This window comes from Actinomadura sp. 3N407 (genome assembly GCF_052245875.1).
Classification (GTDB): domain Bacteria; phylum Actinomycetota; class Actinomycetes; order Streptosporangiales; family Streptosporangiaceae; genus Spirillospora.
This window is the reverse complement of record NZ_JBQQBP010000016.1, coordinates 125505-152006: the sequence shown is the minus strand read 5'-3', so window position 1 is coordinate 152006 and position 26502 is coordinate 125505. Positions and strand designations below refer to the sequence as shown.

The window sequence follows — 26502 nt, the reverse complement described above, 5'->3', positions numbered from 1 at the left end:
CGTCAAGCCACCTTGTTCGAACCTTGTAACATCTTCAGCCTCCGGGCGTGACGAGCGGGGCGAGGAGCCCGGCGGCCTTGTCCACGTCGGCCTCGGTGGTGGTCAGGTGGAACGCGCAGCGCAGCCGCCCCGCCCGGACCGCGGCGATCACCCCTCCTGCGCGCAGCACGTCGGCGGTGCCGTCGGGGACGGCCACCGACACGATGGCCGAGTCCGCGGGCGGCAGGCCCAGCGCGGCCCGGAAGCGGCGCGCCAGCGCCACGTCGTGGTCGTGGATCGCCTGGACGCCGACCCGCCCGAGCAGTTCCAGGGCGGGGGCGTGCCCGGCCCAGCACTGCCACGCCGGGGACAGGTCGAGCCGGCGCCCGCCGGGTGCCGGGCGCAGCGGCAGCCCGTAGACCGAGTCCCAGATGTCGGCGCCCGCGTACCAGCCGGCGCCGATCGCGGGAAGCGCGTCCAGGGCCTCGGCCGTGCCGGTGAGGAAGCAGGTGCCGCGCGGGCCGAGCAGCCACTTGTAGCCGCCGCACACCAGCCAGTCGACGCGGCCGGCGGGCAGCGGCAGCCACCCGCCGGCCTGCGTGGCGTCCAGCAGGATCCGGGCGCCGTGCGCGCGGGCGGCGGCGATCAGGTCGTCCATGGGGGCGATGCGCCCGTCGGAGGACTGCACGGCCGACACCGCGACCAGGTCGGTGCCGCCGCCGACCTCCTCGGCGATCCGCTCCAGCGGGACGGACCGGACGGTCAGCCCTTCCCGGGCGGCGAACGGCCACAGCAGCGAGGTGAAGTCGCCGTCGGCGACCAGGACCGTGGACCCGGCGGGCAGCGACGCGGCGACCAGCCCGACGAAGTAGGACACCTGCGGCCCGCACGCGACCCGCCCGGCGGGCACCCCGAGCAGCCGCGCGAACGCCTCGCGGGAGCGGGTCACCGCCTCGTCCAGCGTCCCGGTGGTCATCAGCCCGGCGGCCCGGTCCCGCTCGGCGGCGAGCATCGCCTCGTGCGCCGCGCGGGGCGGCAGCCCGTAGGTGGCGGTGTTGAGGTAGGCGACGCCGGCGGTGAACTCCCGCTGCGCCTCGTGGATCGAGAGGGTCTGCTCGGGCGATGGGCTCATGCGCCGATCGTCGTCCATCACCCACCCATAGGACAAAGTACGGTTTTCTTGGCGGCCCATCAATGTCGTTGATAGCTTGCGGGGATGCTGGACCTGCACCGGGGACGGATCCTGCGCGAGGTGGCGCGGCTCGGCTCGATGACCGCCGCGGCCCGCGCCCTCGCCTACACCCAGCCCGCCGTGTCGCACCACATCGCCCGGCTGGAGGCCGAGGCCGGCACCCCGCTGGTGATCCGGCACGGCCGCGGCGTCCGGCTGACCGAGGCCGGGCGGATCCTGGTCGAGCACGTCGAGGACGTCCTGGCCCGGATGTCCGACGCCGAGGAGCAGATCGCCGCGATCGCCGGGCTGCGCGCCGGGCGGGTGCGGATCGCGGTGTTCCCCACCGCCGCCGGGGGGCTGCTGCCCGACGCGCTGGCCGGGCTGCGGGCCCGCGCGCCGGGCGTGTCGGTGACGCTGCTGGACGCCGAGCCGACCGAGGCGCTGGCGGCGCTGCGCGCGGGCGAGACCGACATCGCGGTGGTGTTCCGCTACGCCTACATGCCGCCCGACACCGACTCCCGCTTCCGCGAGATCCTGCTGTGCGAGGACCCGATCCGCCTCCTGGTCCCGGCGGCGCACCCGCTGGCCTCCGCGCCGCGGCCCTGCCTGGCCGACCTGGCCGGTGAGACGTGGGCGTCGGGCTGCTCGCGGTGCCGCGACCACCTGCGGTGGGCGTGCGAGAAGGCCGGCTTCACCCCCGACATCGCCTACGCCACCGAGGACCACGTCGCGATCCAGCGGCTCGTCGCCCGCGGACTGGCCGTCACGACGCTGCCGGAGATGGCGCTCGGCCTGCACACCGAACCCGGCGTCGCCCGCCCGCACGTCCCCGAGGTCGGCGGGCGCCGCGTCGCCGCGCTGGTCCCGGCGGGACCGCGGCCGCCCGCGGTGGCCGCGCTGCTGGACGAGCTCACCGCCGTCGCCGCCGCGCGGCACCCGGGGCCGGAGACGCTAGGACAGGTACCGGTGCAGGTCGGTGAGGCGCCCGGCGGCGGCCACGACGGCCTCGGCCAGGACCGGCAGCCGGTCGTCGCCGAAGCGGACGGACGGGCCCTGTAGCGCGACGGCCGCGAAGACGCGCCCGCCGCCGTCGCGGACCGGCGCCGCCACCGCGCGCACACCCGCCAGGCGCTCCTGGTCGTCGACGGAGAAGCCCCGGTCCCGGACGCGGTCCAGGTCGGCGTCCAGTTCCTCGCGGGTGGTGAGGGTGGTGGGCGTGTAGCGGCGGAACGGCTCGTCCATCGCGGCCGGGCCGTCGCCGAACGCCAGCAGCGTCTTGCCCATCGCGCACGCGTGGATGGGGTTGCGGTCGCCGGGCGGCTGGTCGTAGCGCAGCGGATGGGTGGAGGGCAGGTGCAGCATCACGGCGACCTCGTCGCCGGCGCGGACGCCGAGGCTGACCGCCTCGCCCGTCCCGTCCCGCAGCGCGGTCAGCTCCGGCTGCAGCAGCGTGGCGCCCATCCGCTCCAGCGCCAGCCGGCCGAGGATCGCGGTGGTCGGGCCCAGGAAGTACCGCTCGGTCGCCGGGTCCTGCCCCAGCATCCCCGTGGCGTGCAGGGCGTGGACGATGCGGTGCGCGGTGCTGACCGACAGCCCGAGCCGGTGCGCGATCTCGGTGGGCGTCTGCCGGGCGGCGTCCTCGAACGAGCGGAGCACCGCGACCGACCGGTCCACCGTCTGCGTGCCGGGTTTGGGCTGATCTGGCCGGGGCGGGAACGGCCCCTCCGGACGCTCGCTCATCCGGCCACCGGCCGGCCGGGAACGATCTCGATCTCCTCCACGCCCCCATCCTCGCACCGCGCCCGGGCGAACGGCCCGCAGGGGCGTGCCATAGTGGGCGCGTGACACTCCAGATCCCGGCGGGCAGGGCACGCACGAGCAGCGCGCGCGGGGCGGGGGGCCCGTCGTTGTCGCTGACGGCCCGGCACGGGATCGGGTTCGCGATGAACCCGTGCGCGAGCCTGCTGCGGCTGCACGCCGAGGCGGGCCCGGTCGCGGCCGTCGGGTCGCGCCGCAAGCCGCTGGTGCACCTGTTCGGGCCGGACGCCAACGCGTTCGTGTTCGCCAACTCCGGGCTGTTCCGCTGGCGGGAGGCGTTCGACCTGCTGGTGCCGGTGAACGGGGAGACCGCGCTGATCGTCAGCGACGGCGCCGACCACCGCCGCAGGCGCCGCCTCGTCCAGCCGGCGTTCCACCACCGCCGCGTCGGCGCCTACGTCGAGCGGATGGCCGCCAACACCGACGCCGCCCTCGACGGCTGGCGTCCCGGCCGGACCCTGGACGCCTACGCGGAGCTGCGGTCGGTGATCCGCCGCAGCACCGTCGAGGTGCTGTTCGGCGACCGGCTCGCCGCCGACGCCGAGGTGATCGGGCGGCGGCTGCAGGTCGCGCTGGCCGGCATCGACCGCAACTTCATCCTGCAGCTGATGCTGAGGTCGGTCCCCAACCCGTACTGGCGGCGCGTCACCGCGTCCCGCGCGCTGGTCGCCCGGCGGGTGGACGAGGAGATCGACCGCCGGCTGCGCGAGGGCACCGGCGGCGACGACGTGCTCGGCATGCTGATGGCCGCCCGCGACGAGGACGGCGCGGGCCTGACCCGCCGGGAACTCCAGGACCAGGTCATCAGCCTCATCTCCGCCGGGTACGACACCACCGGCGCGGCGATGGCGTGGGCGGTGTACGCGCTGCTGACCCATCCCGCCGCCGAGGAACGCGCCCGGCGGGAGGTCGCCGACGTGCTCGGCGACCGGCCCCCGGCCGCCGGTGACCTGCCCGCGCTGACCTACCTGGACGGCGTCGTCAGCGAGACGCTGCGGCTGTTCCCGCCCGCCGTGCTCAGCGCCCGCGTGCCCGTCGAGGACTTCGAGTACGCCGGGCACCGCGTCCCGGCGGGCGCGATGGTGTTCTACTCCCCCTACGTCACCCACCGGATGCCGGACGTGTGGCCGCAGGCGGGACGGTTCCGTCCCGAACGGTGGGACCCGTCCTCGGATCTGTACCGTCCCACCACGCCCGCGACGTACCTGCCGTTCGGCGGCGGCCCGCACCGCTGCATCGGCTCGACCCTGGCGACCGTCGAGCTCAAGACGATGCTGGCGTGCCTGCTGCGCCGTACCCGGCTGCGGCTGGTCTCCCCCGCCGCCACACCGACCAGCGTGACCGCGATGCGCCCGCGCGGAGGCGTGCCCGTCGAGGTCGTCGGCTAGTTCCGCCGCGACCCCCGGGCGGCGGTCGCGCGGGCCAGGCGGGCGGCCATCGCGGTGAGGCGCTCGGTCAGCTCGGGCGGCCCGTCGACCTCGAAGTCCAGGTCGAGGTAGGCGATGCGCAGCGCCGTCCATTCCAGGGAGTCGGCGGTGGTGCGCAGGACGCAGGTGCGGTCGTCGACGGGCTCGACCTCGGCGCCGGTGACGCGGAACCGGTCGGCCAGCTCCTCGGCTGAGGCGTGCACCGTCAGCACCGCCTGCCGCAGGGGCCGCGACCGCGCCCGGGACGCGGTGACGAACGCGGCGGCGTCGGCGGCGGGCAGCTCCCGCGGCGGGCACCGGACACCGGTCGGCTGCGGGGAGGCCAGCCGGTCGACGCGGAACGTCCGCCACGCGTCGCGGCCGGTGTCGAAGGCGACCAGGTACCAGCGGCGTCCTGCCGAGACCAGTCCGCGGGGTTCGGCCACGCGGCGGGTCTCCCCGCCGCCCGCGCCGCGGTAGGTGAAGCGGAGCCGTTCACGGTCGCGGCACGCGGCGGCCAGGACGGTGAGGGTCTCGGGGTCCACGGCCGGGCCGGCGGGCGGCCCGGGCAGCGGGGTCGTGGCGGTGTGCAGGGCGGTCACGCGGCGCCGCAGCCGGGCGGGCAGGACCTGTTCGAGCTTGGCCAGCGCGCGGACGGACGCCTCCCCGATGCCCTCGACCGCTCCCCCGGCGGCCGCCCGCAGCCCGACGGCGATCGCGACGGCCTCCTCGTCGTCCAGCAGCAGCGGCGGCATCGCCGTCCCGGCCTCCAGAACGTAGCCGCCGGCGGCGCCGAGCGTGGCGTGCACGGGGTAGCCGAGGCCGCGCAGCCGCTCGACGTCGCGGCGGACGGTGCGGCCGCTGACGCCGAGCCGCTCGCACAGTTCGGGGCCGGTCCACGCGCGGCGGGTCTGCAGGAGCGACAGCAGCCGCAGCAGGCGTTCGGACGACGACATGCCCCCAGTATGCGCCCGCGAACGAGGCCAGATCCTGACCGCATTGCCGTTTAGCGTGGCCCGGTATGAACGGGGACAGCATCATCATCGGCGGGGCCAGGCACAACAACCTCAAGGACGTCTCGCTGCGCATCCCGAAGAACCGCCTCGTGGTGTTCACGGGCGTGTCCGGCTCGGGCAAGTCGTCGATCGTGTTCGGGACGGTCGCCGCGGAGTCGCAGCGGCAGCTGAACGAGACCTACACCTGGTTCGTCCGCGACCGGCTGCCCAAGCGGGAACGGCCCGACGCCGACGTCATCGACCACCTCGCCCCCGCGATCGTCGTCGACCAGCGGCCCATCGGCGGCAACGCCCGCTCCACCGTCGGGACGGCCACCGACATCTACGCGGTCATGCGCGTCCCGTTCTCCCGGCACGGCACCCCCGGCGCAGGTGAGGCCGCCGCCTACTCCTTCAACGACCCGCAGGGCATGTGCCCCGGGTGCGACGGGCTCGGCCGCGCCGTCCGGGTCGACCTGGACAGGTTCCTCGACACCGGGCGGACGCTGAACGAGGGCGCGGTGAACTTCCCGCCGTTCGGCGTCGGCACGTTCGTGTGGCAGCTGTACGCCGAGTCGGGCCTGTTCGACCCCGACAAGCCGCTGCGGGACTTCACCCCCGAGGAATGGGACCTGCTCCTTCACGGCAAGGGGTTCCGGGTGCCGCGCCTGAACCGGACCGGGGAGATGGGCCACAACGCCTACGAGGGCGTGATCGAGCGGTTCGACCGCCTCTACCTCAAACGCGACCTCGCCTCCCTGCCCGGCAAGGTGCGGGAGGCGGCCCGCCGCGTCGTCCGGGAGGACACCTGCCCGGCCTGCGGAGGCGCGCGCCTGAACCCGGCGGCGCTGGCGTCGCGGATCGGCGGCCGCACCATCGCCGACCTGTGCCGGATGGAGATCGGTGACCTGATCGCCGCGCTCGGCGAGATCACCGGCCCGGCCGCGGCGACGGTCGCCGGTGCGGCGGTCACGCGGCTGCGGCGGCTGGAGGACATCGGCCTGGGCCACCTCAGCCTGGACCGCGAGACCCGCACGCTGTCGGGCGGGGAGGCGCAGCGGCTCAAGGTCGTCCGGCACCTGGGGTCCAGCCTGACGGGGATGACCTACATCTTCGACGAGCCCACCGCCGGCATGCACCCCCGCGACGTCGACCGCCTCAACGCGCTGCTGTTCCGCCTGCGCGACAAGGGCAACAGCGTCCTGGTGGTGGAGCACGACCCCCACGTGATCGCCGTCGCCGACCATGTGATCGACATGGGGCCGGGCCCCGGCGTCCACGGCGGTGAGGTGGTGTTCACCGGGACGGTCGAGCGGCTGCGCGAGGCGGACACACCGACCGGGCGGGCCCTGCGCCGCGCCGCGCCGGTCAAGGCCGCGTTCCGGGAGCCGACCGGGTGGCTGGCGGTGACCGGCGCCCGCACCCACAACCTCAAGGACGTGACGGCCCGGTTCCCCGCCGGTGTGCTGACGGCCGTGACGGGCGTCGCGGGGTCGGGCAAGAGCACCCTGGTCATGGACGAGTTCGCGGCCCGGCATCCCGGCGCCGTCGTGGTGGACCAGTCGGCGATCGCGGCGTCCCGCCGGTCGAGCCCCGCCACGTTCCTCGGCGTCATGGACCCCGTCCGCCGCCTGTTCGCCCGGGCCGCCGGCGTCGAGCCCGGCCTGTTCAGCCACAACTCCGCGGGCGCGTGCCCGGCGTGCGGCGGCAGCGGCGTCATCGTCACCGACCTGGCGTTCATGGATCCGGTGACGACCAGGTGCGAGACCTGCGGGGGCGGCCGGTACCGTCCGGAGGTCCTCGCCCACACCCTGCGGGGCCGCACGATCGTGGACGTGCTGGCGATGACCGCCGAGGAGGCCCTGGCCTTCTTCGCCGAGGCGGCGGAACGCGGCATCACCGCGAGGCTGCGCGCCCTCAACGACGTGGGCCTGGGCTACCTGACGCTGGGACGGCCGCTCGCCTCGCTGTCGGGCGGCGAGCGCCAGCGCGTCAAGCTCGCGACCCGGCTGCACCGCACCGGCACCGTGTACGTGCTGGACGAGCCGACGACGGGCCTGCACATGTCCGACGTCGACGGGCTGCTGGCGCTGCTGGACCGGCTCGTGGACGCGGGCAACACCGTCATCGTCATCGAGCACGACCCGGCCGTCGTCAAGCACGCGGACTGGGTGATCGACCTGGGGCCCGGCGGCGGCCGGCACGGAGGCGAGATCGTCTTCGCGGGCACCCCCGCCGCGCTGCTGGACGCGCCGTCCTCGGTCACGGCCGGGTTCCTGCGCCGCGACCCGGCCGCCCGGGCTCCGTCGGTGCCCGCCTGACCCCGCTACCGATCGGGTGCGAGCCGGGCGGGGAACCCGCCGGTGGCGATCGGGCCCCACCGGTCGACGGTGACGCGGATCAGGGACTTGTCCTGGCGGCGCATGGCCTCGCGGTACTCGTCCCAGTCGGGGTGCTCCCCGGCGATGCAGCGGTAGTAGCCGACCAGGGCGTCGGCGGCGTCGGGCATGTCGATGACCTCGGCGGTCCCGTCGACCTGCACGTAGGGGCCGTTGAACTCGTCGGACAGCACGCACACCGACACCCGCGCGTCCCTGCGGGCGTTGCGTGCCTTGGCCCGCTCGGGGTAGGTGGAGATCACGATGCGTCCCCGCTCGTCGAGCCCGCACGTGACCGGCGACATCTGGGGGCGCCCGTCGGCGCGGACGGTGGACAGCACCGCGTGGTGCCGCGGGCGCAGGAAGTCGAGCAGTTCGGGACGTTCGACGCGGTTCGCCGTGGCGATCGAAGGGGCCATGCCCGCCACCTTAGAGACCCGGGGCCGATGAGTTCGGGCGCGCCGGGCGGTCGGCATCTCAGAAGCGTCCGGTGAGAAGGAGAAGGAGGACGACGATGACCGACCGTGAACCCGTGGAAGCCCGCAACCTCGACATCTACGGCGGCGGCGAGCTGGCGTGGGAGACCGCGCGGGACGCGCTGAGGGCGGCGCTGCCGGAAATGGAGACGCCGGTGTTCCTGGGGACCGTCCGCCCGGACGGCCGGCCGCACGCGGCGGGCGTCGGCGCGCTGTGGTACGAGGGCGACCTGTACTTCACCAGCGGCCCCGGCACCCGCAAGTCCCGCGACCTGGCGGCGAACCCGGCGTGCACGATCTCGGTCCGGGTCCCGGGCGTGGACCTGGTGCTGGAGGGCGAGGCCGAGCGCGTCACCGACCCGGCCGTCCTGGAGCCGGTGGCCGCCGGGTACCGGGAGGGCGGCTGGCCGGCGCAGGTCGACGGCGACGCGCTGACCGCGCCGTTCAGCGCGCAGAGCGCGGGCCCGCCGCCGTGGTACCTGTACCGCCTGGCCTTCCGGACCGTGGTCGGGGTGGCGACCGCCGAGCCGTTCGGCGCGACGCGCTGGAGCTTCGGCCGCTGACGGCGCCGACCGGCCCGGTGCCCGTAGACCAAAGTCGACGGGCCGTGAACGTTCGGGCGATGGCCGGGGCGCCGGCGCCGCCGAGACTGGAGCCATGACAGGGGGCATCTCACTGAGCGGCGCGCCCGCCGGCCGCTGGACTCTCGACCACGGCGGCCACCGGCTGGAGGTGGAGACCGAACGCGCCGGGTGGCACCGGGTCGTGCGCCTGTACGTGGACGGTGCGCACTCCGGGGAGGCCACGGCCGCCCAGAAGGCGACGCTGCCGTACGGAGATCTGGTGGTCGCGGTCGCGTTCGACTACCTCGGCCTCATCGACGGGCAGGCGGCGCGCTGCGAGCTGGCCCCGCCCAAGCCCGCGGACAAGGGCGAGAAGCCCGGGGACGGCGAGGACGACCGGCCGGAGAAGATCGCGTTCACTCCCGCGGAGGGGACGCGGGCGGCCAGGCGGGAGGAGCTGGCGCGCAGGCGCCCGGTCCTGTACGCCTCGCGGCACGTGGTGGCGGCGGCCGGCAGGGTGGTGTTCCCGCTGCTGGGCGTCACCGCCCTGCTGAACGTCCTCATCAGGATGATCCCGTGGCCGGACGTGGAGCTCCCGGACGTCGATCCGCCGTCGCTCCCCTGGCCCGACATCCCCTGGCCCGACATCCCCTGGCCCGACATCCCCTGGCCCGGCATCCCGTGGCCCGATCTGCCGGACGTGTCGGCGCCGGCGTGGCTGAAGGCGATCCTGGCGACCACGAAGTTCTGGGTGCCGATCGTGATCGCTGTGGTCGTCGCGGTGCGGGAGGTGCGGCGGCGCAGGCGGTCAGCCGCTCAGCAGCGCGAACAGGCCGGCGCAGGTGAGCGCGACCATGACGGCGGCGACGGGGAGCTGGCCGCGCAGCGCCCGGGCCGGGGAGCGCAGCGCGAGGTCGTGCGCGGCGACGGTGCCCGCGATGTGCCCGAGGACGATGGCGTTGACCTGGACCTGCGCGGTGAGGGTCGGCCCGGCCAGGTCGTGGTCGACGCGGTTTCCGGCGGTGCCGAAGACGTCCAGGCCCGTCCCGAACGGGTCGCCGAGGAGGATGAAGGTCGTCTGGCCTTCCAGGACGAGGAACGAGAAGTAGTGCGCGACGGTGTAGCCGAGGGCGATCGGCAGCAGGGTCGCGGCGAACCGTCCCGGCAGGGCGGCGGGGTCCTGGCCGGTCAGGCGCGCGCTGAGCCGCAGCGCCGCGACGTACAGGACGGCGACGGCGGCGATCGAGGCGGCGAGCCCTAGCGTTCCGGCGGGGACGCTGGAGGGGTCGACGTTGTCGCGCCAGTAGGTGGTGCGGGTGATGCCGTCGAACCCGGTGGAGCCGATCAGCACGCAGGCGACCGCGGTGAGCCCCGGTTCGTCGGCGCCGGACATCAGGCCGGTCAGCGGGGTGCGCAGCACGAGAGTCCGGGCGGAGCTCGTCCGTTGATTGGCGGTGGGTGGGGGCTGGAGGACGGGGGTCCCGCCGCCGCGCCGCCCGACCGGGGACAGGCGGGCCAGCAGGTTCGAGTAGGCCTCGAAGCCGTCGCCGCCGGTGAACCAGTCGCGGCCGAACCACCAGGCGAGGGCGAGGTTGACCGCCGCGTAGGCCAGGATGAGCGTGCCGACGACGCGGGGGTCGGACCGGTTCGGCGCGACGAGTTCGAGCCAGACGAACCCCGTGAGCCATGCCGCCGCCGGCCGGTGGCCGAGCCGGGGCGGCAGGGGGCGGCGCCCGGCCGGGGACGTGCGGGTGGCGCGGCACAGGGCGGCGTGCAGGGTCCGCAGCGGGTTGACGCGCCGCCAGACGGGCCCGAGCAGGACGCTGGCGGGGACGAGCCCGACCCAGAACGTCACGTACAGCGCCCACGGCGCGAGGTTGGCGTCGGCGGCGGGCGGTCCGGCGAACGCGACGGCGACGACGAAGGCGGCGGCGGCCAGGGCGAGGACGCGTCCGGTGCGGGTGAGGGCCGGCGCGTCCAGGACGCGGGCGAGCGCGGGGGGCAGCGGCCGTCCGGCGGACGGGTGCAGGCGGGGCCGCTTCCACGCCAGGGTGAGGGCGAGGAACGAGGCGGCCACGGCGATGCCGCCGCCGGCGATGGCGGCGACGGCGTCCAGGGGCAGGTCGGTGCGGCCGCCGAGCCCGTGGGCGAGGACGTGGTGCGGTCCGGGGGCCACGGTCAGCCGACCTGGAGTTCGAACACGCGGCCGCCGGAGTGGTGCAGTTCGGCCTCGAAGACGCCGGGCGTGTCGGCGGTGAACCGCATGGTGGCGGGACGCCCGGGCGTGAGCGCCATCTCGCGGTCGTAGCCGTGCAGGTGGAACTCGTCGGCGCGGTCGCCGGTGACGGTGATCTGGACGGTCGCGCCGCGCGGGACCTTCACGCGGCGGTGCGCGGTGTGCACCTTCCCGCCGGACACGGTCGCGGTGACGGTGATGACCGGCGGCCCGGCGCTTTCCGGGGCACCGGGCGTGCCGGAGGCGGGCGCGGCGCCGCCCCGGGTGCCGTTCGGGGGCGGGGGCTCGCCGCATCCGGCCGCCGTCGCCAGTGTCACGGCGGCCATCGCGGCCACGGTGCCCGCCATGAGTGCCCTCCGCATGCCCGCGCTCCTTTCGTCCCGGTGTCCCACACCACAGATTGTGACACTGGACAATGACACATTAGAAGATGACATACTCCGGGGAGCGGGGCCGCCGCGCCCCCTTCTCTGGTTTCCTGCGGCGAGGGAGCGCACCGGTGCTGGATCATCTGACGGGCAAGGGGGCGGGGGCCGCGCTGCGGCTGGCCGCCGAGACGCCGGCGAAACCGGCGGGCGGCGCGGCACTGGACCAGATCCTCATCGCCTCCGGCGGCGCCGCCGTCCTGACGGCCGCGCTGCTGGTACTCGGGTGGGGGCACCGCAGCGGCCGGATCACCGTCCTGGCGCGGCTGGCGCGGCTGGCCGAGCGCGGCCCCGGGCGCGGCACCCCCGGCTGGGCGGCGCTGCCGACGCCGGTGGCGATGCTGTCCCTGCTCACCGCGCTCCTCGGCATGTACTGGGACATCTCCCTGCACATCTCGCACGGCCGGGACGAGGGGCCGCTGGCCAACATCGCCCACTACCCGATCCTCATCGGGCTGTTCGGCATCTTCACCGCGGGCGTGCTGGCCATGGTGCTGCCGAAGGGCGAGCGCCCCGGCGCGGCGTCGGTGCGGATCACGCGCGACTGGCACGCCCCGGCCGGCGGGGTGCTGCTGGCGGGCGCCGGGTTCTACGCGCTGCTGGGCTTCCCGCTCGACGACGTGTGGCACCGCATCTTCGGCCAGGACGTGACGCTGTGGGGGCCGACGCACCTGATGCTGATCGGCGGCGCGGGCCTGTCGCTGGTGGCGATGATGGTCCTGGAACGGGAGGGACGGCGCGCCTTCCGGGGGCCGGCGTCGCAGCAGCCGCCCGGATGGGTCCGGTACGTGCGGCGGTCCATGCACGCGGGCGGGCTGCTGATCGGGCTGTCGGTGTTCCAGGCCGAGTACGACTTCGGCGTTCCGCAGTTCCGGCTCGTCCACCAGCCGCTGCTGATCGCGCTGGCGGCGGGCTGCGCGCTGGTCGCGGCGCGGCTGTGGGCCGGGCGCGGCGGCGCGGTGTCGGCCGTCGCGTTCTACATGCTGGTGCGCGGCGGCGTGTCGGTGCTGGTCGGCTGGCCGATCGGGGAGTTGTGGGCGTCGGTGCCGCTGTACTTCGCCGAGGCGCTGTGCGTGGAGGCCGTGGCGCTGCTGCTGGCGCGGCGCCCGCTGGCGCTGGGCGCGGTGTCGGGGGCGCTGATCGGCACGGCGGGGTTCGGCGCCGAGTACGCGTGGAGCCAGGTGGCGTTCCGGCTGCCGTGGACGCCCGACATCGCCGCCGAGGGCATGGTCATGGCGGTGGCGGGCGGGGTCGCGGGCGGGCTGTGCGGGGCGCTGCTGGCCGAGGGCCTGGAGGGGCGGACGCCGCGTCCGGCGGCGGCGCGCGGGATCTTCGCGGGGGCGATCCTGGCGGTGGCCGCGGCGGTCGCGAACGGCCTGCTGATCTCCGTCCCGCCGGACCGCGCGGTGCAGGTGACGGTGACCCTCCTCCCGCCCCCGCCCACAGCCGGTCAAGCGACGAGCCCCGCCCGGACGGGCGACGCGGCGCCCCGCACCGCCGGCGCCCGCATCGAGTTCTCCCCGGCGGACGCGGTCGACGGCGCGGCCTGGGTGACGGTGACCGGCTGGCAGGGCAAGGGCCTGTACGTCGACCGCCTGGTGCGCGAACGCGAAGGCGTGTACCGGACGAGCGAGCCGATGCCGCTGCACGGCGAGTGGAAGACGCTGGTCCGCGTCCACGACGGGCGGACGCTGGCGGGCGTCCCCGTCTACCTGCCCGCCGACCCGGCCATCGGCGCCGAGGAGGTGCCCGCCCCGGCGGAGTTCACCCGCGACCTGCAGGGCGAGCGGACGATCCTGCAGCGGGAGCTGAAGACCGACGTGCCGGGCTGGCTGTGGGCGGCGTGCTCGGCGGTGGTGCTGCTGTGCACGCTGGCGCTGGTGCTCTCCCTCGGCCGGGGCGTCGCGCGGATCGCCCGCCGCCTGCCCGAGCCCGCCGCCGCCCCGTCCGGGACGCCGTCGAAGGCGGGCGCATGAGCCCCGCCGGCGGGGTGCTGGCGACCCACCCGGTGATCACGGCGGTCCCGTTCTTCGTGCCGACGTTCATCGTCGTCGCGGTGATCGCCGTGGTGATCTGGCGCGACCGCCGCCGCGCCGACGACCCCGCCGACGACCCGACCGGCCACCCGGGCGGGAACCCGCCGGACGGGCCGCCGGACGGGCCGTAGACTCTGCGATCATGAGCGACCGGCCGTCACCCGCCGCATACCTGTCGGAGCTGTTCTCGCTGGAGGGCAGGGTCGCGATCGTGACGGGAGGCAGCTCGGGCATCGGCCGGGCGATCGCCGAGGCCCTCGCCCGGTCCGGCGCGTCCGTGGTGATCGTCGCGCGGCGGGAGGCGGAACTGGCCGCGGCCGTCCGCGACCTGGAGGGCCACGGCTGCCGCGCCGCGTCCGTCAGCGCCGACCTCGGCACCCGCGACGGGGTCGCGAAGGCGGCCGAGGGCGCGGCGGCCGCGTTCGGCGAACCCGACATCCTCGTCAACTCCGCCGCGGTGAACCTCCGGCCGCCGATGGACGAGCTGGACCAGGGCGTCTGGGACACCACGATGGCGGTGAACCTGGACGCGCCGTTCCTGCTCGGGCAGCGGTTCGGCCCCGGCATGGCCGAGCGCGGCTTCGGGCGGCTGATCCACATCGCCTCGCAGCAGGCGTTCCGCGCGTCGGTGACCAGCGGCGCCTACGGGGTGTCCAAGGCGGGTCTCGTCGCGCTCGCCCGGTCGCAGGCCGAGGCGTGGTCGCCCCGCGGCGTCACCGCCAACACCCTCGTTCCCGGGTTCGTGATGACGCCGCTCAACGCCCGGCTGTCGTCGGACCCGCGGAAGGTGAAGGCCCTCGCCGAGCGCACCATGACCGGCCGCAACGGCCTGGCCGGCGACTTCGCCGGCGCGGCGGTGTTCCTGGCGTCGGCGTCGGCCGCCTACGTCACCGGCCAGTCGATCTTCGTGGACGGCGGGTTCTCCGCCCACTGACGCCGGGCCGCTAGGCGAACAGGCCGGTCGCCTCGACCGCCTCCGCCGGGCCCGCGGCGTGCACGACGCCGCCGGTGGGCCGTCCGTCCTCGTCGTGGACGCGCCACCCGCCGATCTGCACGACCGGGACCGCGGCCCGCCGCATCGCCAGCGCCAGCTCCGACAGCGTCCCCCACGACCCGCCGACGACGATCACGGCGTCGGCGGCGTTGACGATGACGGTGTTGCGGGCCTGGCCGAGGCCGGTGGGCAGCGCGACGGTGAGGTCGGGCCCCGCGGCGGACCGGTCGGCGGCCGGCAGCACCCCCACCACGATCCCGCCTCCGGCGCGGGCGCCGGCGGCGGCCGCGGCCATCACCCCGCCGTGCCCGCCGCAGATGACCACGGCGCCGTGCCCGGCCAGCAGCCGCCCGGTCTCGTGCGCGTGGTCCCATTCCCGTTCGGTGCACTCGCCCGGCCCGCACACCGCCACCTGGACGGGCACGGCCGCTAACCGGCGCCGTGCCGGGCGGCGATCTCGTCGATCGTCGCGGCGAGGGCGAAGTCCTTGCCGGTCAGGCCGCCCGCGCTGTGGGTGGACAGCGCGAACGTCAGGGTGCGCCAGCGGATGTCGATGTCGGGATGGTGGTCGGCGTCCTCGGCGGCGCGGGCGACGTCGGTCACCACGTCGATCCCGGCCAGGAACGAGGGCGCCTTCACCGTCCGGCGGATCTCGTCGCCGTCCCTGCTCCAGGCGGGCAGGTCGCGCAGGCGGTCGGCGACGGCGGTGTCGTCGAGCGTGTCGGCCATCGGGATCACTTCCTGTTCGTCGGCGAGGATGACCTCTCCCTCCGAGTACATCACGCGCCGCCGGACCCCCTGCGGTCACCGGTGAGTGGCGGACACCGCGGGCGGGCGCCCCGGCCACCGGCGGGGGCCCCTCATGGTTCTTTCAGAGACTTCTCAGGGGCGGTTCAGGAGGCGCGTCCCTCGGGCGGGTCGTCCGCGGCGGCCTCGGCCGCGACCTCCAGCGGGGTGTCCGCAGTGACCTCCGCCCACACGTCGGCCGTCTCCGCGGTGGCCTGGACGACGACGGCCGCCGTCGCCTCGGCGGTCCCCGGGGCGGGGCGTGTGGCGGTGACCCATGTGGTCTTGGCGACGTCGACGACGACGTCGCGGGACACGTCGAGGATCATGCCGCGCAGGGTGTCCTTCATGGCGAGCTTGAGGGCGTCGCGCAGCAGTTCGCGCAGGACGGCCTCGACCGCGGCGGTGAGGGCGCGGGAGGCGGCGCGGAAGGCCAGGTCGCGCGCGGTGCGGGCGACGGCGCTGCCCGCCGCGGCGGCGATCAGCTCCCCGGCGCCGCGGGCGGCGTCGCGAAGGGCCGGGTCGCCGGCGGCGCGCGCGGCCACGCCGGCGGCCGCGCCGGTGAGCGGGGCCAGCTCGGCGGACCCGGCGGCGTCGCGGGCGCGGTCGCGCACCGCGGCGGCCAGGTCGCGGGCGGCCTGCTCGGCGGTCTCGCGGACGACGCGGGCGACGACGTCGCGGCCCGCGATCATGGCGGCGTCGACGGCGGCGTCGGCGACGGTGTCGATCGCGGCGTCCACGACGGTCCTGGTGGCGGCCTGCACGACCGGCGCGGACGCGGTGCGGCCGGCCAGGTCCAGGGCGGCGTCGCCGGCGGCGCGGGCGAGGGGGCTCTCGGCGGCGAAGCGGCGCGCGGCGGCCGCCATGGGGTGCCGCGCGGCCTGCTCGGCGAGGGTCATCGCGGCGGTGGCGGCCTCGAACGCGCCCGCGGTGGCGGGGTTGGCCGCGGCGGCGGCGCGGGCCTCGGTGACGGCCCGCTCGGCAGCGGCGGTGGCGGCCTTGACGGCGGCGTCCCGGGCGGCCCGCTCGATGACCTTCATCGCGGGCGTGCCGGACACCTGTTCCAGGATGCGGGTCGCGGCGAGCGCGGCGGCGTCGCGGGCGGCGGCGGCGACGGGTTCACCGGCGGAGGCGGCCGTCCGCGCGGCGTTCAGGGCGGCCGGCGCCAGCCCGTCCCAGATCTCTTCCAGCCGCTCCGCCGCGGCCTGGTCGGCCTGGCTCGCCCGTCCCGGAAGCCCGGTCCCGTCGTCGAGTCCGGGCTCCCGCTGTCGCCTGTCGTCGTCCACGGCCACACCCCCTTGTCACGATCCGCCCCCAAATCACCATAACTTCCGAACACCGCCTCCAGTTCCTGCGGAACCTCCCCGATGCGGGCGCCGGGCGGTCAGCGGGCGCAGGACGGGCAGGGGACGCGGGTGCGGCGGGCGTAGGCGCGGGCGGCGACGGCCATCCCGGCGCCCCACAGCAGGTAGGCGGGGACGGCGACCCAGAAGAACGCCTCGGGCAGGGCGAGGCCGCCTTCGGGCGGGAACGGGTTGCGGCCCTGCAGCCGCTCCCAGAACATGTGCAGCAGCATCAGACCGAAGTAGACGGTGAGGCCGCCGGAGATCGCGGCGCCGGGCCACAGCACCAGCCGGCGCGGGACGCGGCGCCCGCCGAGCCGGGGGAGCCGGCGCGGCCACGTCCGCCCGAAGGAGTGGACGAGGGCGAGCGGCAGCAGGCTCCCGCCGAGCACGAAGCCCGCCTCGAACAGGATCGCCGAGGCGCCGCCCGACAGCGGCGACTCGCCGAACCCGACCGCGGCCTGCGCGGCGATCCGGGCGAGGCAGCCGGCGACGGCGAGGTAGGCGGCCCAGTACGCCCACGCGGGGGTGCGGGCGAGGGTCCCGGGCGCGGTCCCGGGACGTCCGCAGGCGGCGCATCCGGCGCGGGTGCGGCGCGCGTACGCGAGGGCGGAAAGGCCGGTCATGACCCCGGCGGCGACGCAGGCGGCGCGGCTGAGCGCGCCCAGCGGGTAGAAGGTGATTCCGAGGCCGGGCAGGACCGCGCCGATCACGTCGAGCAGCAGCAGCGCACCCGAGCCGACGAGGAAGAGCGCGGCCGTCCACGCCACCGCCAGCAGCGGCCGCCGGGGCAGCCGTCCCGCGCCCGGGTGGGCGAGCGCGAGCAGGACGGCCGCGGCCGCGCCGCACAGCGCGACGCTCGCCCAGCCGGTGAAGACCACCAGGTCGGTGTCCACGGGCGATATGTCGTCAGGCTGGTTCCCGGACGCCCAGTAGGCGCGCAGCGCGCCGTAGGCGGTGACCCAGGCGAGCGCGATGACCGGGAGGCGGCGTTCGAGCGCCCGCCGGCCGGGTGTTCCGCGGGGCTTCGTGCCGGCGGTGGTCTGGTCGGCGACGGTGGTGGTGGTCATGGCACGATCCTGCGGCCGGGAGGCGGGACGGCGCCTCCCCGCCGCGGCCGATCCGCCTCCCCCGCGCGAGGGATCGTCCGGCGGGCCGGGCGCGGGCCGGCGCGGAAAAAGGGATGGCGCTGGGCCGGGCCGGCGGTTAAGGTCGCGGACGGAACCACGAGGGAGGTGAGGATGTATGGCCGTCGTTGCGGTGGTTGCCGCCCGCAGCCTTCAGCCTGTCCTCATTTCCCGGGCCGCCGGCTGATCCCGTTCCGCATCGCCGGTGCGGCGCGTGCGCCGGGGGCCCCTTCGACGCAAGGGTTCCGAACCATTGTCCTACGCATCCGCGGGGTCGTCCCGCCTGGCCGCCTACGGCTGGGACGCGACCCTGGAGAACGAGTTCACCTCTCATCGCGCGGCGGGGCTGATCCCCGCGCGCGTCGCCGCGGTCGACCGCGGCCTGTGCGACGTGGTCGCCGGGGACGGCCCGCTCCGGGCCGGGACCGGACCCGTCGCCTCACCCGATGATCCGGCGGCGGCGCCGTGCACGGGCGACTGGGCGGCGCTGCGCCCGGACGGCCCGGGCGGGCGGCCGGTGGTGGCGGCGCTGCTGCCGCGCCGGACCGCGATCGTGCGGTCGTCGGCGTCGCGGGACTCGCGCGGCCAGGTGCTGGCCGCCAACGTCGACACCGTCGCCGTCACCGTGTCGCCGGCCGACCGCCTGGACCTCGGCCGCGTCGAGCGGCTGCTGGCGCTGGCGTTCGAGAGCGGCGCGCGGCCGGTGATCGTGCTCACCAAGGCCGACCGGGCCCCCGGCACCGCCGCTGCGGAGGCGGAGGCCGCCTCCGCGGCGCCGGGCGTCGCCGTGGTGGCGTGCAGTGCCGCGACCGGCGACGGCGTGGACGTGGTCCGCGCCGTCCTGGCGGGCACGGTGGTGCTGGTCGGCCCGTCCGGCTCGGGCAAGTCCACGCTCGGCAACGCGCTGCTCGGCGAGGACGCCCTCGCGACCGGCGCCGTCCGGGAGCGGGACGGCAAGGGGCGGCACACGACCGTCCGGCGGGAGCTGCTTCCGCTGCCGGGCGGCGGCGTCCTGATCGACACGCCGGGGCTGCGCGGCGTGGGCCTGTTCGACGCGTCCGAAGGCCTGGAGCGCACGTTCGCCGACATCGAGGAACTGGCGGCGGAGTGCCGGTTCGGTGACTGCGCGCACCGCACCGAGCCGGGCTGCGCCGTCCTGGCCGCGATCGAGGACGGGACGCTGCCGCGCCGCCGCCTCGACAGCTACCGCAAGCTGCGGCGGGAGAACGAATGGATCGCCTCCCGCGGCGAGGCTCGGCTGCGCGCCGAGCGGCAGAACCAGCGCAAGGCCATCACCCGGTGGCAGCGGCAGATGTACAAGGAACGGGGGCGGGACCGGTGAGGTGGACGACGAGGCCGGAGACCGCCGCCGATGAGGGCGCGGTCCGCGCGGTGGTCGAGGCGGCGTTCCCGACCGCCGAGGAGGCGGACCTGGTGGACGCGCTGCGCGGCGACGCGGCGTGGCAGCCGGGCCTGTCGATGGTCGCCGAGACGCCGGGCGGGCGCGTCGCCGGGTACGCGCTGCTGACGCGGTGCGGTGTCGGCGGGTCCGGCGCGCTCGCGCTGGCGCCGGTGGCCGTCCTCCCGGAGCACCGGCGGCGCGGCGCGGGCGGCGCGGCCGTCCGCGCCGTCCTGGCCGCGGCGGCCGGGCGGCCCGGTGAACGCCTGGTGGTGGTGCTCGGGCATCCGGAGTACTACCCGAGGTTCGGGTTCGTCCGGGCGTCGTCGCTGGGGATCTCCGCGCCGTTCGAGGCTCCGGACGAGGCGCTGATGGCGCTGGTGCTGGACGGTCGGGGCCCGGTCCCGTCCGGGACGATCGCCTACCCGGCGCCGTTCGGCGTCTGAGGCGGCGGGCCGGGCCCGGCGGCGCACACGTCGCCGCCCCGGGCCCGGCCCGCTCCCCCGCCCGCCGCCGGGGCGTCAGCGGCCGCGGCGCCCGTAGGTCCGCACCGACAGCGGCACGAAGATCGCCAGCAGCAGCAGCGACCAGCCGAGCGTGGCGGCGACGGGGTGGGCGACCGGCCACGCCGCGTCGCCGGGGGGCGCGCCGGGGTTGCCGAACAGCTCGCGGCAGGCGGCGGTGAGGGCGCTGACGGGGTTCCAGTCGGCGATCGTCCGCAGCGGCGCGGGCATGCCGCCGGTGGGGACGAAGGAGTTGGACAGCATGGTGACCGGGAACACCAGCGGCAGGAGCTGGTCGGCGGTCTGCTCGTTCTTGACGACGAGGCCGAGGTAGCAGCCGGCCCAGCTCAGCGCGTACCGCATGAGGGCCAGCAGCAGGAACGCCTCGACGGTGGGCCAGAGGCCGTTGTGGGCGCGCCACCCGACGATCAGCCCGGCGGCGGCCATGATGACCATCCCGAGGACGCCGCTGAGGACGTCGGCTCCGGTCTGCCCGAACGGGACGGCGGAGCGCGCCATCGGCATGGAGCGGAACCGGTCCATGACGCCGCGGGAGGCGTCGGCGGCGACGCGCATGGTGACGGCCATGGTGGCGGTGAAGGTGACCATGGCGAACAGGCCGGGCATGAGGTACTCGCGGTAGTTCCCGCCGCCGGGGACGGCGATGGCGCTGCCGAACACGTAGCCGAACAGCAGGACCATGACGGCGGGGAAGATCAGCGCGGCGATGAGCTCGCCGGGTTCGCGCCGGATGCGGGCCAGTTCGCGGCCGGCGAGGGTGAGGCCGTCGGTGATCGTCCAGCGCAGCCGCCCGGTGCGGGACGCGGGGGCGGTGAGGGCGGGGGCGGTCATCGGACGGTCTCCTTCTCGTGTTCGGGGGCGGCGCCGGTGCCGGTGAGGCGCAGGAACACCTCGTCCAGGGTCGGGCGGCGCAGCGCGACGTCTTCGGCGGCGACGCCGGCGCGGTCGAGTTCGCGGACGACGTCGGCGAGCCGGACGGCCCCGGCGGGCAGCGGCACCGACAGCCGGGCGCCGTCCAGGGCCGGGTGGGCGCCGGCGAGGGCGTGCAGGACCTCGGCGGCGCCGCCGGCCATGGCGGGGTCCTGCAGGACGACGTCGAGGCGGTCGCCGATGGAGGCCTTGAGCCGGTCGGGGGTGCCGGTGGCGATGACGCGGCCGTGGTCGACGACGGCGATGTCGTCGGCGAGCCGGTCGGCCTCGTCCAGGTACTGGGTGGTGAGCAGGACGGTGGTGCCGCTTGCGGCGAGTTCGCGGACGGCGTCCCAGATCTCGCCGCGGCTGCGGGGGTCCAGGCCGGTGGTGGGCTCGTCCAGGAACAGCACCTGGGGCCGCAGGATCAGGCTGGTGATCAGGTCGAGGCGGCGGCGCATCCCGCCGGAGTAGCCCCGCACCTGCCGGTCGGCGTCGTCGTCGAGCCCGAACCGCTCCAGCAGCTCGTCGGCCCTGCGGCGCGCGTCGCGGCGGGACAGGTGGTACAGGCGGCCGAACATGCGCAGGTTGCCGCGTCCGGTGAGCTTGTCGTCGACGGCGGCGTGCTGCCCGGCCAGCCCGATGCGGGCCCGCACCTGGTCGGGGCGGCGGGCGACGTCGTACCCGGCGATGCGGGCGTGGCCGGAGTCGGCGTCGGCGAGCGTCGCCAGGATCCGCACGGCGGTGGTCTTGCCGGCGCCGTTGGGGCCGAGGACCCCGCAGACGGTCCCGGCGGGGACGGCGAGGTCGAGGCCGTCCAGGGCCCGGGTGCCGCCGTAGCGCTTGCGCAGCCCCTCGGCGACCACGATCGGTTCGTCGGCCACGACGCCTCCTCTGGGTACGGTGTACGCGGTCGGTGTTCGCCACAGTAGACAACCGGGTACGCCGTACGCAACTAGGATGCTCCGCAGGACGCACGAGGAGGCCCGTTGTCAGGCGGCGAGCACGTCAGCATCTGGTCGATCCCGGAGCGGCAGGGCCGCGGCCCCCGCCCCGCCTACAGCCGCGCCCAGATCACCGAGGCGGCGGTCCGCATCGCCGACGCCGACGGCCTGGAGGCGGCCTCGATGCGCCGCATCGCCGCCGAGCTCGGCACCGGCGCGATGTCGCTGTACCGCTATGTGCCGTCCCGCGACGACCTGATCGAGCTGATGGCCGACCACGTCCTGACCGAGATGGACGTCCCCGCCCGCCCCACCGGCGACTGGCGCGCCGACCTGACGCTGATCGCCGAGAACACCCGCGCGATGTGGCTGCGGCACGCCTGGCTGGCCGGCCTGCACCGCCCGCGCGCCACGTTCGGCCCCAACCGGCTGCGGCTGGTGGAGTTCGCGATCGGCGCGCTGGACGTGGGCGTCCCCATCGACGACGCGCTCACCCTGCTCGACATGCTGAACGGCTATGTCGAGCACGTCGTGCGCGGCGAGATCGAATGGGAGCGGGAGAACCGGCGGAGCGGGATCACGCCGGAGCTGTGGATGACGCGCAGCGGCCCCTACGTCCGGGAACTGCTGGACACCGGCGCCCACCCGATGTTCGAGCGCGTCATCAGGGACGCGCGGCTGCCCCACATGACCGGCGAGGAGCGGTTCCGCCACGGGCTGGAGCGCGTCCTGGACTGCATCGCCGGCGCCCTGCCCTGACGGCCGTGATCACTCCGGCTTTACGGCTTGGACGATCGCCGACCGCAGGCCGCCCCCGGCGTCGCCCGCCGGGGTGAGGGCGATGCCGCCGAACCCGGCCGCGGCCAGCAGGGCCCGGTACTCCCCCGCGGTCAGCGTCCCGCGGGCGCACCCGGCGCCGCGCTCGGCCTCGGCCCGCCGCGCGGGGTCCAGCCCGTCGCCGGCGATGACGTCGCTGATGCCGAGGCGCCCGCCGGGGCGCAGGACGCGGAACGCCTCGGCCAGCACCCGGGGCTTGTCGGGCGAGAGGTTGACGACGCAGTTGGAGATGACGACGTCGACCGAGCCGTCAAGCAGCGGGACGTCCTCGATGCGGCCGCGCAGGAACCGGGCGTTGGCGGCCCCGGCCCGCTCGGCGTTGGCGCGGGCGAGGGCGAGCATGTCGTCGCTGGCGTCCAGGCCGTAGGCGACGCCGGACGGGCCGACGCGCCGCGCCGACAGCAGCACGTCCAGCCCTCCCCCCGACCCCAGGTCCAGGACGGTGTCGCCGGGGCGCAGGTCGGCGACGGCCAGGGGGTTGCCGCACCCGAGGCTGGCGCGCAGCGCGTCCTCGGGGACGTCGTCCTCGCCGGTGTAGGCGGCGGCGCCGAAGCACCCCCGCGGTTCCTCCAGCAGCGGGAGGCCGCCGTCCCCGGCCAGCCGCGCCAGCCCGGAGTAACGCTCGACCACGTCGTCGGTCATGATGTCTCTCCCATCGGTTCCCGGCACGCCGGCGCCTGCGGCGCGGGCCGTCCCATGACGACGTCGGCGGCGCTGGGGAAGCAGCCGACGCACGCGTCGTTGATCCGGTAGTAGCGGGCGGTGCCGCGGCTGTCGGCCAGCACGAACCGCACCTCCGCCAGCACCTTCAGGTGCGCCGACACGGTGGACTGCCCGACGTCGACCGCCTCGACGATCTCGCCCACGTTCATCGGCCGGCCCTGCCGGGCCAGCAGCGACACGATCTGCACGCGGGTCGGGTCGGCGAGCGCCTTGAACCAGGACGCGTACTCTGCGGCGGCGGACCGGCCGAGCGGCCCCTTCTCCGTATCCATCGTCAATCGACGATAGACGATGAAAGGCCATGGGGGTAGGGGTGCGCGGACGCGCTTCTTGATTAGACGTACTTCTAAATTGACATTCGTCGATGCAGCGCGCATGCTGAGTGCGACCGCTGATTCGATGGGCGTCAAAACAGGAGGTCGTGATGTCCCGTGTGCAGCTCGCCCTGCGCGTCTCCGACCTGGAGGGCTCGATCGCCTTCTACTCCAGGCTGTTCGGCACCGGCCCGGCCAAGCGCCGCCCCGGCTACGCCAACTTCGCCGTCGCCGAGCCGCCGCTCAAGCTCGTCCTCATCGAGGGCGCCGGCGGCGAGCCCACCCGCCTGGACCACCTGGGCGTCGAGGTCGAGGACTCCGGCCAGGTCCGCGACGCCGCCCGCCGCCTGTCCGGCGCGGGCCTGGCCACCCTGGAGGAGAACGGCACGTCCTGCTGCTACGCCGTGCAGGACAAGGTCTGGGTCCACGGCCCCGGCCGGGAGCCCTGGGAGGTCTACGTCGTCAAGGGCGACGCAGACACCCTGGAGAAGGCCGGCGGCTCGACCTGCTGCTGACCGGCGCCCGATTCACAGAACCTGCGAGATCTTGTACGCGATCCCGCCTTCGACCAGGTAGCCCGATCCCACGCAGACGATGTCGTTGAGCCATGCGTACCGCTCGGAGCCGGTCTCGAAGAGCGGATTGGTCCGGAAGTAGTAGCCGGCGGGGTCGACCCGGTGCCGGCCGGCCGGATCGGCCACGGCGGCGCGCAGTTCCGGCGGGGTGATCCAGCGGCCCCCGTAGCCCATGTACACCAGGGCGCCGTCGTGGGTGCGCAGCGTCAGCCGGACGTCCAGCGTCATCGATCCGCCGGGGCGGAACAGCGCCCAGTCGCCGCCGCCGGGCAGCACGTCCCCGCGCAGCCTCGGGCCGTCGAACGTGCCGCCGGCGCCGCCGAACAGGATCCGCCGGCCGAACGGCCCGGCGCCCATGTCCAGCTGTGGATTCAGGTCGACGACCAGGTCGAGGAGATGCGCCGTCGCGATCTCGCCGACGTCCCTGACGCGCGGGTCCGCCGTCATCGCCCCTCCCCCGCGAACGCCTCCCCGAACAGGCTCCGCCGGACCGCGTCGGTCGACACGCCCGACTGGGCGCAGAGCGCCGACAGGTCGAAGAAGAACCGCTCCCCGCAGATCAGGCCGTCTTTGAAGGCGAACCGGATGAACACGGGCAGTTCGGCGCGGCCGCCGTTCGGTGTCACGCCGAACCGGTCGCCGGTCATGGTCATCCGCGCCGTCCCCCAGCAGGCCAGGGCGTCGCCGCCGCCCGCGTGCCCCTCCAGGGCGACGTCGTAGTCCGGGAAGGACGCGAAGAACCGGGCCAGCGCCTTCTCGTTCTCGGCGGGGCCGCGGGCCGTCGTCCCGAACGCCGGGGCCTCGAGCACCATCTCGTGATGCAGCAGCTTCATGGCCGCGGGCAGGTCCTGCCGGCTCTTCGCGGCGGCCAGCGCCTGCGCCAGCTCGAACATCGGCTCCATGCGCACTCCTCCTGACGACGTACCGTGGCGCCACGAGTTAAACATACGTCCGGTCGTACGTCTATCGGGTTTGTGGCAGGATGGACCCGATGAGCGAACTCGCACAGCGGCCCGGCGCGCACGGGCGGGCGGACGCGGCGGTGACCGACCGGCGCCTGGTGCGCGGCGCGCGGGCCAGGCGGACCATCGCGCGCCACGCCGTGGACGTCGCGTCCCTCGACGGACTCACCGGCCTCAGCCTCGGCCGGCTGGCCACCGACCTGGGGCTCAGCAAGAGCGGCATCCAGACCCTCTTCAGGACGAAGGAGAATCTGCAGCTCGCGGCCGTGGAGTCGGCGGGCGAGCAGTTCACCGACGCCGTCGTCCGGCCCGCCGGGGACGCGCCGCGCGGCGCCGCGCGGCTGCGCGCGCTGACCGAGCACTGGATCGGCTACGCCGAGACCCCGCTGTTCGCCGGCGGCTGCTTCTGGGCGGCCAACCTCGCCGACTTCGACAGCCGGCCGGGCCCGGTCCGCGACGCCCTGTTCCGCGGGCATCGCGACTGGCTCTGCGTCTTGGCCGGCGAACTGCGGCACGCCGCCGGCGAAGGCGAGATCGCCGACGTGGACGCCGACCTCGCGGCCTTCCAGATCGACGCGGTCCTCATGGCCGCCAACACCGCCCTGCGCCTCGGCGACCACGGGGCCGTGGCCAAGGTCCGCCGCGTCATCGAAGGCCTCCTCGCCCCTCCGCGGTGATCGGGGCCGCGGTGTGAGGACCCGCCGTGTTCCGGTCCCCCTACAGTGCCGGTCATGCCTGCGGACTTGCATGACAGCGCGGTGGTGGCCGACGCGCACAATGACCTGCTGATGGCGGTGGCGGCCCGCCCGCCCGCGCGGTGGGCGTCCTTCTTCAGGGAGCGGTGGCTGCCGCAGCTCCGCGCGGGCGGAGTCGATCTCCAGGTGCTCCCGGTGTTCATCGACGACCGGTTCCGGCCCGAGGGGGCGCTGCGCGAGACGCTCCGGATGATCGAGTGCGCGCACGCGATCGCCGAGGGGAGCGCCGGGGACGTCCGGCTCTGCCTCGGCGGGCCGCAGATCGACGCGGCACTGGCCGAGGGGAAGATCGCGCTGGTCCTGGCGCTGGAGAGCATGCCCGGGGCTGGACGCGAACGTCGAGCTGCTCGCGACCGTGCACCGGCTCGGCGTCCGGCGGTGTGGTCTGCGTGAACTTCCTGCCGGGCTTCCTGGCCGCCGATCCGTCCGGCTACACCGTCGCGCGGCTGGCCGACCACATCGAGCACGTCGCGTCGGTGGCGGGCGCCGACCACGTCGGCCTCGGCCCGGACTTCGTCCGCGAGGTCTTCACCGACCTCACCCCGCCCTGCTGCGAGGATCCCGCGGCGACCGTCGACTTCGACGTCATGGCCACTCTCCCCGGCCTCGCCGGTCCCTCGGGCCTGCCCCTGGTCACCGGCGAGCTCCTCGCCCGCGGCCGGGCCGAGCCCGACATCCGCGGGATCCTCGGCGGCAACCTCCACCGGCTGCTCGCCGCCCATCTCGCCTGACCCTCGACACCTGTCGGCTCCTCCCGTCCCGGCGCCTGACCCCGATGTGGCGTGGCACGCCTGTCGTGGGCGGTGGCGTCGGCGGGAACGGCG

At 75.6% G+C, this 26502-nt stretch carries 31 protein-coding genes; 14 read left to right on the top strand and 17 right to left on the bottom strand.

Features of this window, described 5'->3' with window-relative positions:
* Positions 1-34 precede the first annotated feature (34 nt).
* A complete protein-coding gene (locus tag ACTWPP_RS33310) occupies positions 35-1111 on the bottom strand; it encodes an aminotransferase class V-fold PLP-dependent enzyme (RefSeq protein WP_443108360.1) in 1077 nt (358 codons plus the stop codon).
* A gap of 84 nt (positions 1112-1195) precedes the next feature.
* Between ACTWPP_RS33310 and ACTWPP_RS33305 the strand changes: the two genes are divergently transcribed.
* A complete protein-coding gene (locus tag ACTWPP_RS33305; protein WP_443108359.1) occupies positions 1196-2212 on the top strand; it encodes a LysR family transcriptional regulator in 1017 nt (338 codons plus the stop codon).
* Here ACTWPP_RS33305 and ACTWPP_RS33300 read toward each other — a convergent pair.
* Positions 2105-2893 carry an IclR family transcriptional regulator gene (locus ACTWPP_RS33300; protein ID WP_443108358.1) on the bottom strand — a complete coding sequence of 263 codons (789 nt, stop codon included), beginning with the start codon at positions 2891-2893 and terminating at the stop codon, positions 2105-2107. The two genes, ACTWPP_RS33305 and ACTWPP_RS33300, sit on opposite strands and share 108 nt — an antisense overlap.
* A gap of 101 nt (positions 2894-2994) precedes the next feature.
* Between ACTWPP_RS33300 and ACTWPP_RS33295 the strand changes: the two genes are divergently transcribed.
* The gene (locus ACTWPP_RS33295; protein WP_443108357.1) at positions 2995-4359 is read left to right on the top strand and encodes a cytochrome P450; all 1365 of its coding nucleotides are present in this window, start codon (positions 2995-2997) and stop codon (positions 4357-4359) included.
* Here the strand turns inward: ACTWPP_RS33295 and ACTWPP_RS33290 are convergent.
* Entirely contained in the window at positions 4356-5333 is a 978-nt protein-coding gene (locus ACTWPP_RS33290) for a helix-turn-helix transcriptional regulator (RefSeq protein WP_443108356.1), read from the bottom strand. The two genes, ACTWPP_RS33295 and ACTWPP_RS33290, sit on opposite strands and share 4 nt — an antisense overlap.
* Before the next feature lie 65 nt (positions 5334-5398).
* On the opposite strand from ACTWPP_RS33290, the gene ACTWPP_RS33285 reads away from it, so the two are divergent.
* Positions 5399-7693 (top strand): ATP-binding cassette domain-containing protein, encoded by a 2295-nt coding sequence (locus ACTWPP_RS33285; protein WP_443108355.1) that lies wholly within the window; start codon positions 5399-5401, stop codon positions 7691-7693.
* 5 nt (positions 7694-7698) lie between these two features.
* On the opposite strand, the gene ACTWPP_RS33280 is transcribed toward ACTWPP_RS33285, so the two are convergent.
* On the bottom strand, positions 7699-8169 hold the full coding sequence (locus ACTWPP_RS33280; protein WP_443108354.1) for a PPOX class F420-dependent oxidoreductase: 471 nt from the start codon (positions 8167-8169) through the stop codon (positions 7699-7701).
* A 95-nt stretch (positions 8170-8264) separates the two neighbouring features.
* Between ACTWPP_RS33280 and ACTWPP_RS33275 the strand changes: the two genes are divergently transcribed.
* Positions 8265-8789, top strand: coding sequence for a pyridoxamine 5'-phosphate oxidase family protein (locus tag ACTWPP_RS33275; protein ID WP_443108353.1), 525 nt, complete (start codon positions 8265-8267; stop codon positions 8787-8789).
* A 300-nt stretch (positions 8790-9089) separates the two neighbouring features.
* On the opposite strand, the gene ACTWPP_RS33270 is transcribed toward ACTWPP_RS33275, so the two are convergent.
* The 3 genes from ACTWPP_RS33270 to ACTWPP_RS33260 form a co-directional block, all read right to left on the bottom strand.
* A complete protein-coding gene (locus tag ACTWPP_RS33270) occupies positions 9090-9530 on the bottom strand; it encodes a hypothetical protein (protein WP_443108352.1) in 441 nt (146 codons plus the stop codon).
* A gap of 67 nt (positions 9531-9597) precedes the next feature.
* Positions 9598-10965, bottom strand: coding sequence for a hypothetical protein (locus tag ACTWPP_RS33265; RefSeq protein ID WP_443108351.1), 1368 nt, complete (start codon positions 10963-10965; stop codon positions 9598-9600).
* Positions 10966-10967: 2 nt separating this feature from the next.
* Positions 10968-11387, bottom strand: a complete 420-nt coding sequence (locus ACTWPP_RS33260; RefSeq protein ID WP_443108350.1) for a hypothetical protein — start codon at positions 11385-11387, stop codon at positions 10968-10970.
* A gap of 137 nt (positions 11388-11524) precedes the next feature.
* On the opposite strand from ACTWPP_RS33260, the gene ACTWPP_RS33255 reads away from it, so the two are divergent.
* The 3 genes from ACTWPP_RS33255 to ACTWPP_RS33245 are packed head-to-tail and all read left to right on the top strand — an operon-like array spanning position 11525 to position 14420.
* On the top strand, positions 11525-13426 hold the full coding sequence (locus ACTWPP_RS33255; RefSeq protein WP_443108349.1) for a hypothetical protein: 1902 nt from the start codon (positions 11525-11527) through the stop codon (positions 13424-13426).
* On the top strand, positions 13423-13617 hold the full coding sequence (locus tag ACTWPP_RS33250) for a hypothetical protein (protein WP_443108348.1): 195 nt from the start codon (positions 13423-13425) through the stop codon (positions 13615-13617). Before ACTWPP_RS33255 ends, ACTWPP_RS33250 begins: the two co-directional genes overlap by 4 nt.
* 11 nt (positions 13618-13628) lie before the next feature.
* Complete coding sequence (locus ACTWPP_RS33245) at positions 13629-14420, top strand: SDR family NAD(P)-dependent oxidoreductase (protein ID WP_443108347.1); 792 nt, start codon at positions 13629-13631, stop codon at positions 14418-14420.
* Positions 14421-14430: 10 nt separating this feature from the next.
* Here ACTWPP_RS33245 and ACTWPP_RS33240 read toward each other — a convergent pair whose 3' ends face one another.
* From ACTWPP_RS33240 to ACTWPP_RS33225, 4 genes are all read right to left on the bottom strand, one after another.
* The gene (locus ACTWPP_RS33240) at positions 14431-14904 is read right to left on the bottom strand and encodes a TIGR00725 family protein (RefSeq protein ID WP_443108346.1); all 474 of its coding nucleotides are present in this window, start codon (positions 14902-14904) and stop codon (positions 14431-14433) included.
* Between the two features lie 5 nt (positions 14905-14909).
* Positions 14910-15260 carry a 4a-hydroxytetrahydrobiopterin dehydratase gene (locus ACTWPP_RS33235; protein WP_443108446.1) on the bottom strand — a complete coding sequence of 117 codons (351 nt, stop codon included), beginning with the start codon at positions 15258-15260 and terminating at the stop codon, positions 14910-14912.
* Between the two features lie 113 nt (positions 15261-15373).
* Positions 15374-16552, bottom strand: a complete 1179-nt coding sequence (locus tag ACTWPP_RS33230; protein ID WP_443108345.1) for a hypothetical protein — start codon at positions 16550-16552, stop codon at positions 15374-15376.
* Positions 16553-16650: 98 nt separating this feature from the next.
* The gene (locus ACTWPP_RS33225; RefSeq protein WP_443108344.1) at positions 16651-17679 is read right to left on the bottom strand and encodes a hypothetical protein; all 1029 of its coding nucleotides are present in this window, start codon (positions 17677-17679) and stop codon (positions 16651-16653) included.
* Between the two features lie 310 nt (positions 17680-17989).
* Between ACTWPP_RS33225 and rsgA the strand changes: the two genes are divergently transcribed.
* Complete coding sequence (rsgA, locus tag ACTWPP_RS33220) at positions 17990-19078, top strand: ribosome small subunit-dependent GTPase A (protein WP_443108343.1); 1089 nt, start codon at positions 17990-17992, stop codon at positions 19076-19078.
* Entirely contained in the window at positions 19075-19581 is a 507-nt protein-coding gene (locus ACTWPP_RS33215; protein ID WP_443108342.1) for a GNAT family N-acetyltransferase, read from the top strand. Before rsgA ends, ACTWPP_RS33215 begins: the two co-directional genes overlap by 4 nt.
* A 75-nt stretch (positions 19582-19656) precedes the next feature.
* On the opposite strand, the gene ACTWPP_RS33210 is transcribed toward ACTWPP_RS33215, so the two are convergent.
* Both ACTWPP_RS33210 and ACTWPP_RS33205 read right to left on the bottom strand, forming a co-directional pair.
* Positions 19657-20490: an ABC transporter permease gene (locus ACTWPP_RS33210; protein WP_443108341.1), complete on the bottom strand. Its 834-nt coding sequence runs from the start codon at positions 20488-20490 to the stop codon at positions 19657-19659.
* Positions 20487-21452: an ATP-binding cassette domain-containing protein gene (locus tag ACTWPP_RS33205; RefSeq protein ID WP_443108340.1), complete on the bottom strand. Its 966-nt coding sequence runs from the start codon at positions 21450-21452 to the stop codon at positions 20487-20489. The genes ACTWPP_RS33210 and ACTWPP_RS33205 overlap by 4 nt, the downstream gene beginning before the upstream one ends.
* 105 nt (positions 21453-21557) lie before the next feature.
* On the opposite strand from ACTWPP_RS33205, the gene ACTWPP_RS33200 reads away from it, so the two are divergent.
* Positions 21558-22271, top strand: coding sequence for a TetR/AcrR family transcriptional regulator (locus ACTWPP_RS33200; RefSeq protein WP_443108339.1), 714 nt, complete (start codon positions 21558-21560; stop codon positions 22269-22271).
* Positions 22272-22280: 9 nt separating this feature from the next.
* On the opposite strand, the gene ACTWPP_RS33195 is transcribed toward ACTWPP_RS33200, so the two are convergent.
* Entirely contained in the window at positions 22281-22991 is a 711-nt protein-coding gene (locus ACTWPP_RS33195; protein WP_443108338.1) for a methyltransferase domain-containing protein, read from the bottom strand.
* Positions 22988-23344, bottom strand: coding sequence for an ArsR/SmtB family transcription factor (locus ACTWPP_RS33190; RefSeq protein WP_443108337.1), 357 nt, complete (start codon positions 23342-23344; stop codon positions 22988-22990). Before ACTWPP_RS33190 ends, ACTWPP_RS33195 begins: the two co-directional genes overlap by 4 nt.
* Before the next feature lie 152 nt (positions 23345-23496).
* Between ACTWPP_RS33190 and ACTWPP_RS33185 the strand changes: the two genes are divergently transcribed.
* A complete protein-coding gene (locus ACTWPP_RS33185; RefSeq protein WP_443108336.1) occupies positions 23497-23901 on the top strand; it encodes an ArsI/CadI family heavy metal resistance metalloenzyme in 405 nt (134 codons plus the stop codon).
* 12 nt (positions 23902-23913) lie between these two features.
* Here the strand turns inward: ACTWPP_RS33185 and ACTWPP_RS33180 are convergent, their stop codons facing one another.
* A complete protein-coding gene (locus tag ACTWPP_RS33180; RefSeq protein ID WP_443108335.1) occupies positions 23914-24408 on the bottom strand; it encodes a DUF3237 domain-containing protein in 495 nt (164 codons plus the stop codon).
* Positions 24405-24863, bottom strand: a complete 459-nt coding sequence (locus ACTWPP_RS33175) for an ester cyclase (protein ID WP_443108334.1) — start codon at positions 24861-24863, stop codon at positions 24405-24407. Before ACTWPP_RS33175 ends, ACTWPP_RS33180 begins: the two co-directional genes overlap by 4 nt.
* An 89-nt stretch (positions 24864-24952) precedes the next feature.
* Here ACTWPP_RS33175 and ACTWPP_RS33170 point away from each other — a divergent pair, with 89 nt between their 5' ends.
* Genes ACTWPP_RS33170 through ACTWPP_RS33160 form a run of 3 tightly spaced genes read left to right on the top strand, consistent with a single transcriptional unit; the run spans position 24953 to position 26409 of the window.
* Positions 24953-25600, top strand: a complete 648-nt coding sequence (locus ACTWPP_RS33170; RefSeq protein WP_443108333.1) for a TetR/AcrR family transcriptional regulator — start codon at positions 24953-24955, stop codon at positions 25598-25600.
* Between the two features lie 54 nt (positions 25601-25654).
* Positions 25655-26071: a membrane dipeptidase gene (locus tag ACTWPP_RS33165; RefSeq protein ID WP_443108332.1), complete on the top strand. Its 417-nt coding sequence runs from the start codon at positions 25655-25657 to the stop codon at positions 26069-26071.
* Entirely contained in the window at positions 26068-26409 is a 342-nt protein-coding gene (locus tag ACTWPP_RS33160) for a membrane dipeptidase (protein WP_443108331.1), read from the top strand. The genes ACTWPP_RS33165 and ACTWPP_RS33160 overlap by 4 nt, the downstream gene beginning before the upstream one ends.
* Positions 26410-26502: the final 93 nt, after the last annotated feature.